The 11,989-nt window shown below is 71.7% G+C and carries 8 protein-coding genes; 6 read left to right on the top strand and 2 right to left on the bottom strand.

All coding sequences use genetic code 11. From position 1 onward, the window contains the following. Positions 1 to 29: 29 nt before the first annotated feature. Positions 30 to 1,727: a glycoside hydrolase family 35 protein gene (locus ACQKIP_RS26435; RefSeq protein WP_427744271.1), complete on the bottom strand. Its 1,698-nt coding sequence runs from the start codon at positions 1,725 to 1,727 to the stop codon at positions 30 to 32. A gap of 136 nt (positions 1,728 to 1,863) precedes the next feature. Between ACQKIP_RS26435 and ACQKIP_RS26430 the strand changes: the two genes are divergently transcribed. The 6 genes from ACQKIP_RS26430 (at position 1,864) to ACQKIP_RS26405 (ending at position 10,142) form a co-directional block, all read left to right on the top strand. Beyond that, positions 1,864 to 2,772, top strand: a complete 909-nt coding sequence (locus ACQKIP_RS26430; RefSeq protein WP_365852945.1) for a helix-turn-helix domain-containing protein — start codon at positions 1,864 to 1,866, stop codon at positions 2,770 to 2,772. Between the two features lie 11 nt (positions 2,773 to 2,783). Then, on the top strand, positions 2,784 to 3,128 hold the full coding sequence (locus ACQKIP_RS26425; protein WP_365852947.1) for a chorismate mutase: 345 nt from the start codon (positions 2,784 to 2,786) through the stop codon (positions 3,126 to 3,128). Positions 3,129 to 3,230: 102 nt separating this feature from the next. Then, entirely contained in the window at positions 3,231 to 5,747 is a 2,517-nt protein-coding gene (pepN, locus tag ACQKIP_RS26420) for an aminopeptidase N (protein WP_365852949.1), read from the top strand. A gap of 244 nt (positions 5,748 to 5,991) precedes the next feature. Next, the gene (locus ACQKIP_RS26415; RefSeq protein ID WP_365852951.1) at positions 5,992 to 7,383 is read left to right on the top strand and encodes a pyridoxal phosphate-dependent decarboxylase family protein; all 1,392 of its coding nucleotides are present in this window, start codon (positions 5,992 to 5,994) and stop codon (positions 7,381 to 7,383) included. Further along, complete coding sequence (locus tag ACQKIP_RS26410) at positions 7,380 to 8,825, top strand: lysine N(6)-hydroxylase/L-ornithine N(5)-oxygenase family protein (RefSeq protein WP_365852953.1); 1,446 nt, start codon at positions 7,380 to 7,382, stop codon at positions 8,823 to 8,825. The genes ACQKIP_RS26415 and ACQKIP_RS26410 overlap by 4 nt, the downstream gene beginning before the upstream one ends. 135 nt (positions 8,826 to 8,960) lie before the next feature. Next, entirely contained in the window at positions 8,961 to 10,142 is a 1,182-nt protein-coding gene (locus tag ACQKIP_RS26405) for a GDSL-type esterase/lipase family protein (protein ID WP_365852955.1), read from the top strand. Between the two features lie 14 nt (positions 10,143 to 10,156). Here the strand turns inward: ACQKIP_RS26405 and ACQKIP_RS26400 are convergent, their stop codons facing one another. Further along, positions 10,157 to 11,962 carry a bifunctional metallophosphatase/5'-nucleotidase gene (locus ACQKIP_RS26400; RefSeq protein WP_365852957.1) on the bottom strand — a complete coding sequence of 602 codons (1,806 nt, stop codon included), beginning with the start codon at positions 11,960 to 11,962 and terminating at the stop codon, positions 10,157 to 10,159. Between the last annotated feature and the right edge of the window lie 27 nt (positions 11,963 to 11,989).

Genomic DNA, 11,989 nt, shown 5'->3' with positions numbered 1-11,989 from the left:
AACAGCACCACACACTAGTGCACCCACACCTAGTTAATTCCAAACCCCAGCACGGGACCGGGCACGAACAGCGAGGTCTGCGGGCCCGCCGACCAGTAGCGGCCCACATCGAAGCCGTTCACCCACACGAACCCCCGCGTCCAGTCGGGGAGTTCGACGACGGCGTCACCGGGGGCGCCGACCTCCGCCGTGCCGCGGTACAGGCCGGGGCGGCCCGCCGCCGCTTCCCCGGACGCCGGAACCCCGCGCACCGCGTCCGCCGACGAGAACGCGTCCAGCCGCAGCGCCCGGGCCTCCACGCCGTGCAGGTACTGCCGCTCGTGCAGGATCCCGCCGGTGATGCCCTTCGCCTCACCGGTCCGCGGCCCGTAGTTGACCCGCCCCAGGGACTCCACCCACAGCTCCACGCGCGCGTGCCCCGCGACAGGCTCCGGCAGCGCCGCCTCATCCTCGGTGAGGACACCCGCCCGCTCCCCGTCCACGTACACCACCGCCCGGTCCCGCAGCCCCCGCACGCTCAGCGGGTACGGCTGCCGCGGGCCCGGCACCGTCACGGCGTAGCGGACCAGACCGCGGTCGACGTCGAGCTCTTCGAAGGTGGGCGGTACGGCGTATTCCGCCGGGGGGCCGCCCAGCGACTCCATGACGGCGGACAGCGGCGCCCACTGCGCGAGGCCGACCGGAGCGTGCGCCCCGAGCGAGGGCGGCGGCGCGGGCAGCCCGGGCAGCGGTCCCTCCGCGTACGCGGCGAGCACCTCGCGGAAGCGCCGGAACTTCTCCGTGGGGCGCCCGAACTCGTCGACGGGCGCGTCATAGTCGTACGACGTGACGTCCGGCTCAAGGACGCCGTCGTGCAGCGCGCCGCCGCCCCGGTTCGCCCCCGCCCACCCGGCGAAGTTCGTGCCGCCGTGCGCCATGTAGAGGTTGACCGAGGCCCCGCACTCCAGGATCTCGCGCAACGCGTCCGCGGCATCCGCGGCGTCCCGTACGACGTGCTCCGCGCCCCAGTGGTCGAACCAGCCGCACCAGAACTCCATGCACATCAGCGGCCCCTTGGGGCGGTGCCTGCGCAGCGTTTCGAAGGCGGCCCCGGCCTGCGAGCCGAAGTTGGCCGTCGCCAGGATGCCGGGGACACAGCCGCCGGTGAGCATGTGGTCCTCGGGGCCGTCGGACGTGAACAGCGGGACGCTCACGCCCTCGGCGCGCAGCAGGTCCGCGAGGTGCCGGAGGTAGACCTGGTCCGAGCCGTAGCTGCCGTACTCGTTCTCCACCTGCACCATGATCACCGGACCGCCGCGGTCGTGCTGGCGCGGGACGACCTCCGTCATGAGGCGCCCGAACCAGCGGTCCACGTGCCCCAGGTACTCGGTGTCGCGGGTACGCGCGCGTGCCCCCACGGCTCCCGTCAGCCAGTGCGGCAGGCCGCCGTTCTCCCACTCGGCGCAGATGTAGGGACCCGGCCGGACGATCGCCCACAGGCCCGCCTCCCGGGCGGCGTCCAGGAAACGGCCGAGCGCCCCGACGTCGCTGAACTCGCCGGGGCGCGGCTCGTGCAGGTTCCACGGCACGTACGTCTCCACGCAGTTGAGTCCCATCGCGCGCAGCATCGCGAGGCGGTGGCCCCACTGGGCCTCGTGCACCCGGAAGTAGTGCATCGCTCCGGAGAGCAGCCGCACGGGCCGCCCGTCCAGTTCGAAATCGTCCTCGCCCACCCTGAAGCCGTTCATCGTGTCCCTGTGTCCCTCTCGCTCACGTACCGTCCGCCACGATCACCTCTGGCGGGCGGCGGGGTCCATGGACAAAGATCGAGGTCGGTTGGACGCAGCGAACGGGCCGTGGCCCGGACGGAAGGGGCACAAGCGGATGTACCACACCTGGATGCGGTATTTCACGCCGAGCCCGGCCCACCACCGCCTCGGCCTCGCCTGTCTCGGCGTCGGCCTGCAGCACGGCCTCCTGCCGACCGTGGGCCCGCGCACCCTCGACCACCACGTGGCCGTCGTCGTGAGCGCGGGCGGCGGCTGGTTCCTGGCACCCGACGGCAGACGTACGAAGGTCACGGCGCCCGCGCTGATCTGGCTCACCCCCGGCGTGCGCCACCACTACGGAGCCGACCCGGACAGCGGCTGGGACGAATGCTTCGTCGACTTCACCGGACCCGCCACGACGACCTACACCGAACTCGGCTACATAGAACCCGACCGGCCCGTGGTGCCGCTCTCCGACGCGACGGGCGCGCGGGCCGCCGTCGGGCGCATCGCGCGCGCGGCACGGCGCGGCAACCCGCTCCTCGAAGTCGAGACGGGCGCCGCCGTCCACGAACTCCTCGTCGCGCTGCGCAGGGCCCGCGCCGACATCGCCCCCGACGGCGACCCGGTGCTCCAGGCCCTGGCCCGCGATGCCTTCCAGCCACTTTCCGTCGCCGAGCACGCGGGGCGGCACGGCATGACGCCCGCGGAGCTGCGCACGGCGGTGCGCAGGGGCGCCGGATGCAGCCCCAAGGACTACCTCCTCGGCATCCGCCTGGGGCGCGCCAAGGAGCTCCTCGCGGCCACGGAGCTGCCGGTCGCGGCCGTCGCGCGGCGCGTCGGCTACGACGACCCCGCGTACTTCTCGCGCCTGTTCACGCGCCGGGTGGGAACGGCGCCCGTCCGCTTCCGCGAGCAGCAGGGACGGGCGGTGCCGGGCGGCTGGTCTCAGCAGATTCCCGACCCCGACGATCCGCCGATTTTGCGCTCTTCCGCCGTCGGCGGCGAAGGACCCACCACGTAGGCTCGTGCACCATGACCACCAGCCACACAAGTGACGCGAACGGCGCCGGGGCCCCGGACGCCACGGACGCAGCCGTGCGCGCCGAGCTGTCCCGCCTGCGCGACAGCATCGACAACATCGACGCCGCCGTCGTCCACATGCTCGCCGAGCGCTTCAAATGCACCCAGCAGGTCGGTTACCTCAAGGCCAACCACCACCTCCCGCCCGCCGACCCGGCCCGCGAGTCCCGCCAGATCGCCCGCCTTCGCGAGCTCGCGGAGAGCGCGAAGCTGGATCCGGCGTTCGCCGAGAAGCTGCTCAACTTCATCATCGCGGAGGTCATCCGCCACCACGAGACGATCGCCAAGTCGTCCTGAGACCGCCCCGCGGCATCCGCGCCGGTACCGGCATCGCCCGGGGCCGGGCCCGATGTCCGGGCTCCCCGCACCGTTGTCGGTGACATCAGGCAGCATGGAGCCATGTCCGTACTGACGCGCGACGAAGCGCAGACCCGAGCCCGGCTCATCGACGTCCACCGGTACACGGTGGAGCTGGACCTGACCCGGGGAGCCGAGACCTTCGACTCCCGTACCGTCATCCGGTTCTCGGCGCTCGGCGAGCCCGCGGCCACGGTGGACACCTTCGTCGAGGTCAAGCCCGCCGAGCTGCGCTCCGTCACCCTCGACGGGCAGCCGCTCGACCCCGCGGACCTCGACGGGAACCGGCTCCCGCTGACCGGACTCGAGGCGGGCGAGCACGAACTGCGCGTCGACGCGGCCATGCGCTACTCCCGCACCGGCGAGGGCATGCACCGCTTCACCGACCCCACGGACGGCGAGGAGTACGCGTACACGCAGCTGTTCATGGAGGACGTGCAGCGCGTCTTCGCCGCCTTCGACCAGCCCGACCTGAAGTCGGTCTTCGAGCTGACCGTCACCGCCCCGCAGGGCTGGACGGTCCTGGCGAACGGCCTGAGCGAGCACGTGGGCGGCGGCACCTGGCGGGCCGCGCCCACCCCGCTGATCTCCACGTACCTCGTCGCCGTCGCCGCCGGCCCCTGGCACTCGGTGCGCACCGAACACCGCGGACTGCCCTTCGGCATCCACTGCCGCCGCTCCCTGGCGCCCTTCCTGGACGCCGACGCCGACGAAATCCTCGACGTCACGCGCGCGTGCTACGACCGGTACCACGAGAAGTTCGAGGAGCCCTACCCCTTCGACTCCTACGACCAGGCGTTCGTCCCGGAGTTCAACGCCGGAGCGATGGAGAACCCTGGGCTCGTCACCTTCCGCGACGAGTTCATCTACCGCTCCGCCGTCACCGACACCGAGCGGCAGACCCGCGCCATGGTCATCGCGCACGAGATGGCCCACATGTGGTTCGGCGACCTCGTCACCCTGCGGTGGTGGGACGACATCTGGCTGAACGAATCCTTCGCCGAGTACATGGGCTTCCAGACCACCGCCGAAGCCACCCGCTTCACCGACACCTGGACCGACTTCGGCGTCGCCCGCAAGGCCTGGGGGTACGACGCCGACCAGCGCCCCTCCACCCACCCCGTCGCACCCGACCCGGACGCCGTGCCCGACACCGCGTCCGCGATGCTCAACTTCGACGGCATCTCGTACGCCAAGGGCGCGTCCGCCCTGCGCCAGCTCGTCGCCTGGCTCGGCGAGAAGGACTTCCTCGCCGGCATCAACACCCACATCGCCCGGCACAAGTTCGCCAACGCCACCCTCGCCGACTTCATCGACTCCCTCGCGCACAACACCGACCGTGACGTGCACGGCTGGGCCGAGGCCTGGCTGCGCACCACCGGCGTCGACACGCTCACCTCGACGGTCACGCACGACGCCAGGGAGTGGACCCTCGCCCTCGACCGCGACGGCAGCCGCCCGCACCGCGTCGCCGTCGGGGTGTACGACCGCGACCTCACCGACACCACGGGCCTGGTCCTGCGCGAGCGGTACGAGACGGACGTCCCGCACTCCGGGGAGCCCACGGCCCCGCGCGACGGCGGGCGCCCCGCCCTGATCGTCCCGAACGACCAGGACTTCACGTACGCCAAGATCCGCCTCGACGAGGTCTCCATGGAGACGGCCCTGCGCAGCCTCTCCCGGGTCCCCGACGCGCTCACCCGCGCCGTCCTGTGGAACAGCCTGCGCGACATGGTCCGCGACGGCGAACTCGAAGGCACCGCCTATCTGGAGACGGCCCGCGCGCATCTGCCCGCCGAGACCGACCTTGCCCTCGTCCAGGGCGTCCTGGCCTTCGCAACCGCCCACGTCGCGGGCCGCTTCCTGCCGCCAAAGCTGCGGCCCGCCGCCCTCACCACCCTCACCGAGCTGTGCCGCGACCTGATCCGGCGCACGGAGGACGGCTCCCACCCCGGCCTGCGGCTCACCGCCGTACGCGGCTTCATCGACGTCGCCACGCGCCCCGACCCGCTCCAGGAATGGCTGACCGAGGGCACCGTCCCCGGCGGACCCGAGCTCGACCCCGAGCTGCGCTGGCGCGTCCTGACCCGCCTCGCCGTCCTGGGCGCCGCCGACGAGTCCGCGATCGCCGCCGAACTGGAGCGCGACCCCAGCGCCACCGGACAGGAAGGCGCCGCCCGCTGCCGGGCCGCGCTGCCCGACCCGGAGGCCAAGCGCGCCGCGTGGGAGGCGATGTTCGGCTCGGACGACCTCTCGAACTACCTCCTCACCGCCACCGCCCAGGGTTTCTGGCAGCCCGAACAGGCCGATCTCGTACGGGAGTACATCCCCCGCTACTACCAGGACGCGGTCGCCCTCGCCGCCCGGCGCGGCCCCGCCATCGCCGACGTCGCGGGCCGATGGGCCTTCCCCGTCTCCGCGGTGGACGCCGAGACCCTCCGCCTGGGCGAGGAGTGCCTGCGCGACACGGACCCCATCCCCGCCCTCCGCCGCAAGCTGGCCGACCAACTGGACGACCTGGCACGGGCGTTGCGGGTACGGGAGGCGACGGCTTCCTGAGCCGCTGCGGGGGCGCCCCGTCAGGGGCGCGGGGAACTGCGCGATCAGCCACGGCGCACCCGCGGGCAAGGGCGGACCGCAACCGCCCCACCCGCGGAGCGCCTAGCACTACGACCCGTACCAACACCCCTTCTCCGCACGGCAGTACCACTTTCGGGTTCCGTTCGTCGAGGTCTCGGCGCATGCGGACCGCTCGGCAGCCAGGCTGGTGTCCCAGTCCGTGCGCACCCGAAGGACATCGCCCATGAGCACTCCGCCGCCCCTCGCCGGAGGCGCCCACGGACCCGACGCGCTGCGGCCGTTGCTCGCCGCCGCCCTGGACGCCCTGCGCACCGGGGCGACCGCGCGCGGCGGGCCCATCCCGGCGGGCGGGCCCACCGCAGTGGCGACCCGGGTGCGCGAAGCCGCCGGGGAGGTCCTGCCCGACCGGGGCGAAGGCGACGAAGCGGCCCTGCGCACGCTGCTGCACGCTCTCGCGGAGGGCGCCGCCGACCCCGCCGACGCGCTGTGCGCCGCACATCTGCACTGCCCGCCGCTCGCGCTCGCCGTCGCCGCCGACCTGGCCGCGTCCGCCCTGAACCCCTCCATGGACTCCTGGGACCAGGCACCCGCGGCCTCGGAGATCGAGACCCTGGTCACCCGCGCCCTCGCCGCCGAGGCCTACGGAACCGGCAGGAGCGACGCCCTCGTCACCACCGGCGGCACGGAGTCCAACCAGCTGGCCCTGCTCCTCGCCCGCGAGCGCACCGCCGCGCACGGCCCCGTCCGGCTCATCACCGGCGACAACGCCCACCACTCGCTCGGCCGCGCCGCCTGGCTGCTCGGCATGCCGCAACCGGTCACCGTCCCCGCACCCGGCGGCGTCCTCGACCCCGCCGCCCTCGACGCAGCGCTGTCCCGGCTCACCGGGCCGCCCGGCACGACCCTCGTCGCCGCCACCGCGGGCACCACCGACGCCGGACTCATCGACCCCCTGGACCAGATCGCCGACCTCTGCGCACGCCACGGCGCCCGACTGCACGTCGACGCGGCGTACGGCGGCCCGCTGCTCTTCAGCGACGTACGAAAAGGGCTCCTGCGCGGCATGGAGCGCGCCGACAGCATCACCTTCGACCTGCACAAACTCGGCTGGCAGCCCGTCGCAGCCGGACTCCTCCTGGTCCGCGACCCGCACGACCTCGCGGCACTGGGCCATCACGCCGACTACCTCAACGCGGGCGACGACACCGAAGCGGGCCTGCCCGACCTCCTCGGCCGCTCCGTGCGCACCACGCGCCGCCCCGACGTACTCAAGATCGCCGTCACCCTCAAGGCCCTCGGACGACAGGGGATCGGGGCCCTCGTCGACCAGGTCTGCGCGCAGGCACAGGAGTTCGCCGCGCTCATCGCCGCCCACCCCGGCTTCGAACTGCACGAGCGGCCCGTCATCAGCACCGTCCTGTTCCGGCCCGTCGGCGCCGACGACGACCACATCGCCTACGTCCGCCGCCAACTGCTCGGCCAGGGCCGTGCCGTGCTCGGCCGGGCCGGGATCGACGGCCGCCGCTGGCTCAAGGCCACCCTGCTCAACCCGCACACCCGGCCCGGCGACCTCGCCGAGCTCCTGAAGCTCGTGGAAGGAACCACCCCCCGATGACCGGCCAGAACGACAAGCCCGCCCCGCCGCTCACCACCCCCGAGGACCCCCGGGACCTGGTCGGCATCGGCATCGGCCCCTTCAACCTCTCCCTCGCCGCCCTCGCCCAGCCCCTCGCCGGGCTCGACGCCGCCTTCTACGAACAGCGGCCCGGCTTCCACTGGCACCCGGGGCTCCTCATCGACGGCGCCAGCCTCCAAGTGCCCTTCCTCGCCGACCTGGTGACCCTCGCCGACCCGGCGAGCCCCTGGTCCTTCCTCAGCTACCTCAAGTCCCGCGAGCGGCTCTTCCCCTTCTACTTCGCCGAGCGGTTCCACATCCAGCGCGCCGAGTACGACGCGTACTGCCGCTGGGTCAGCGAGAACCTTCCCGCGCTGCACTTCGGACACCAGGTCGACGCCGTGCGCTGGAACCCCGAACGGGACCTCTTCGAAGTCGACTTCACGCAACTCGACGCCGAGGGCGAGGCGGAGGCGCTCGGCCGGACGTACACGAAGAACATCGTCGTCGGCGTCGGCACCGCCCCCCACGTCCCCGAACCCCTCAAGCCCCTGGCGGACGCCCCCACCGTGCCGGTGATCCACGCCGCGGACTACCTCACACACCGCGAGCGGCTGCTCGCCGCCGACCACATCACCGTCATCGGCTCGGGCCAGTCCGGCGCCGAGGTCTTCCTCGACCTGCTCAAGCACCGCCCCACGGGCACCGAGAAAATCCACTGGCTGGCCCGCACCGAGGCCTTCGCACCCATGGAGTACTCCAAGCTCGGCCTGGAACACTTCACCCCGGACTACACCCGCTACTTCCACTCCCTGCCCGAATCCGTGCGCGACGGCCTCGTCCCCCACCAGTGGCAGCTCCACAAAGGCATCGACGCCGACACCATCGCCGCCATCCACGACGAGCTCTACCAGCGCACCCTGCACGGCGGCTGGCCCGACGCCGTCCTCACCCCCGGCGTCAGCGTGCGCACCGCGGGCCGCGTCGGCACCACCCGCGTCGAACTCCACCTGGAACACCTCCAGCAGGGCACCCGCTCCCGCCTCACCACCGACGCCGTCGTCCTCGCCACCGGCTACCGCGAACGCCCCCTCGACCAGCTCCTGGCGGGACTCGACCCGTACATGCGCCGGGACTCCTCCGAGCGCCCCCGCATCGACGAGCAGTACCGCCTCGTCCTGGACCCCTCCGTCACCGGCAGCGGCAGCAACATCTACGTACAGAACGCCGAACGCCACACCCACGGCGTCGGCGCCCCCGACCTGGGCCTCGCCGCCTGGCGCAGCGCCAGCATCCTCAACACCCTGACGGGCACCGACCCCTACCCCCTCCCGCAGCGCACGGCCTTCACCAGCTTCGGCCTCCAGGACCCCCGCCCCCGCCCCACCACCGCGGGCACGATCGGCGAACAGCGGAGCAACCTCGTACGCCTCAAGAACTGACCGCCGGGCACGGCGGTGAACGCGTCGCCCACGGGCTGAATTGTCCGCCGCCAAGCGCTGTCACGCCGTGCGATATTCCCTCGAAAAGGGCCTGTTCAGCGAAATATCGCCCTCCGCTGCCCGGTTCAGACGATCATGACCACTGACTCCACAGCAGCCTGGACCGCCGCCTTCCGCTCCGCCGTACTCAGCCCGTACGAGAACATCGAAATCTTCGAAAGGCGGGGCTTCGGCGGGCAGACCGTACGGCAGATACTCCGCCTCGACGGCGGGGGAGAAGCCGTCCGCGTCCGGCTGACCAACCGCTACGGCAGACAGCCCCTGCACATCGGCGGCGCACGCCTCGCCATCCATACGGAAGGCAGCGGCATCGATTCCGGGACCGACGTCCCCGTGCGCGTCGGCGGCGCCGACGACTTCACCGTGCCCGTCGGCGAAGAGGTCGTCAGCGACCCCGTCGAGCGTGCCGTGGCCGTCGGCGACGAACTGGCCCTCAGCCTCTGGCTGCCCGAGGACACCGGCCCGACCACCTACTCCGCCGTGCCCCTGCGCCCCGGATACGCCGTCCCCGGCAACGCCCTCTCCGCACCGGCCCTCGACGGCACCGACGGTCTTGAGGAACTGGCGACGCGCCACTTCGTCACCGGCGCCGACGTACTCGCCCCGCGCGGCACCCCTGTCGCCGTCGCCTTCGGCGACTCCTGGTTTGAAGGCACCGGAACCACCCCCGACACCGATCACCGCTTCCCCGACCTCCTGAACGAACGCCTGCGCGCCGCCGGACACACCGGATGGGTGGTCAACCAGGGCCTCTCCGCGAACCGGCTGCTCACCGACGAGGCCGGCGAGCACGCCCTGGCCCGCCTGGACCGCGACGCCCTCCAGGTGCCCGGCGTCACCCACGTCCTGGTCCACTTCGGGCTCAACGACCTCGGGATTCCCGGCCAGGAGGCCTACCCGGAGCCCGCACCCGTCCCCACCGCCGACGACCTCATCGCGGGCTTCACCGCCCTGGCCGACCGGATCCACGCGGCAGGACTCACCGCGATCGCCACCACCGTCGGCCCGTACAAGAGCACCGTGTACGAGGGCTACTCCACCCCGGAGGGCGTGGCCGTGGCCCGCGAGGTCAACGACTGGATACGCGGGGCGGAAAGCCCGTACGACGCCTACGCCGACCTCGCCGCGGCCGTGGCGGACCCGGCCGACCCCGACCGGATCCACGACGACTACGACAGCGGCGACGGTCTGCACGTCAACGACGCCGGCGCACGGGCCCTCGCCGACGCCGTCGATCTCGCGACCCTGAAGGTGTAGGCGGTCCTGAACTTCTAGAAGACGGGCGTGCCGTCCCGGGTCAGCTTCCAGTCCACCGACGCGAAACCGGCCGGGTCGACCGTCCCCTTCGCCTGCACCCACTGGATGATCGTGTTGCGGATCTCGTCCGAGTTCGCCCACAACTGCTTGGCGGCGGCCACATGCGGGAAGTTGCCGCCGCCGCTCGCCCGGTAGTTGTTGACCGCGAGGACGAACTCGGCCTTCGGGTCGATGTCCTTGCCGTCGAAGCTCAGCTTCGCGATCCGGGAACCCACCGGCTTGGCGATGTCGATCTCGTACGTCACGCCGTACAGCGCGTCGTAGTTGTAGTCCGGGGTGTTGTCCGCGTTCGTCAGCTTCGCCGGGTCCACCGGGGCGCCGGCCGCCGTCTGCACGTAGTAGCGCGCCGAGAACTCCAGGTACTCCTTGAGCTGCGCACCCGTGATGAGCCGCGCCTCAAGGGTGTTCTCGAAGGGGTAGAGCCCCGCCGCGTCCTTGATCGTCACCTCGCCCGCCGGAATCGCCGCCGTCCGCGAGAAGCACGAGGCCTGCGAGAGCACCGGCAGCGCCGCGTACTGGCCGCCCGCCAGCGCCCCCTTGACCGTCTCCGCCTGGACATGGCTGATCAGATCGATGATCGCGACATCCTTGTACGGGCCTTCGGCCGTGCTCATCGCCTGCGTCGACGTGCCGATGACCTGGTTGACGTACGCGACGACCTTCTTGTGCTCGTCGGCGAGCAGCCCCGTGATCTTCCGGTCCTCCTTCGCCGTGTTCGAGTTGAGGACCTGCGCGCCGGCCTTCTCCACCGTCCAGCGGCCCTTCGACCACACCAGGTCGAAGTCGAACAGGGTCAGGCGCTGGCCCCACTTCAGCGGCTCGGACAGGACGACCTTCTTGCCGGTCTCCTTGTTCTCGACGAAGTACTCGGCGATCTCCGTGTGCGCGTGCCCCACCAGGATCGCGTCGATGCCGGGCACCTGCTCGGCCACCAGACCGGCCGCGTTCTCGATGTACGGCAGCTGGTCACCGTACGAGGAGGTGCCGCTGGAGCCGGAGTGCGCCGAGACGATCACGACGTCCGCGCCCATGGACCGCAGCTTCGGCACCCACTTCGCCGCCTGCTCCTCCAGGCCGGGGAACGTCATCTTGCCCTGGACGTTCGCCTTGTCCCAGATCGCGATGCCGGGGTTCGTCAGACCGAGCACCGCCACCTTCACGTCGCGGCCGTGCGGGGTGCGCAGGCGCTTCATGAAGTACGGCGGGAAAGCGGGCCTCTGCGTCTTCGCGTCGAGGGCGTTGGCGCCGAGCAGCGGGAATTCGCACTGCTCCTCGAATTTCCGCAGAACCGGAATGCCGTAGTTGAATTCATGATTGCCGAGCGCCGCCGCGTCGTAACCGATGCTGTTCATCGCCTGCGCCATCGGGTGGACCGGACCGCGCTTCGCGGTGATCGGGTCGATCTTGGCGTAGTAATACGAGAGCTGGGTTCCCTGAATGGTGTCGCCCGCGTCGATGAGGAGCGTGTTGCGGCGGCCTCTCTCCTCGCGGATCTCGTTCACGAGGGTGGAGATCTTCGCCAGGCCCACGTCGTTGTGGTCCTTGTCGTCGAACTCCTTGTCCGTGAAGTAGTCCCAGTTGAAGACATTGCCGTGCAGGTCCGTCGTGCCCATGACGGTGAACGAGTACCGCTTCTTCCGCTTGGCGGGCTTCCCGTGCGCCTGCGCCGACACGGCGGGCGCGGCGGCCACCCCGCCCGCGAGCGCCACGCCCGTGGCGGCGGCGGACTTGCCCAGGAATTTCCGGCGGTTCAGCGGCATTGCGTACTCCCCTTGGACCTTTGGTCC

The sequence above is a fragment of the Streptomyces sp. NPDC059900 genome, assembly GCF_050270335.1.
GTDB lineage: Bacteria > Actinomycetota > Actinomycetes > Streptomycetales > Streptomycetaceae > Streptomyces.
The sequence above is the reverse complement of the archived record's forward strand: the minus strand, read 5'-3'. Positions and strand labels throughout refer to the sequence as shown.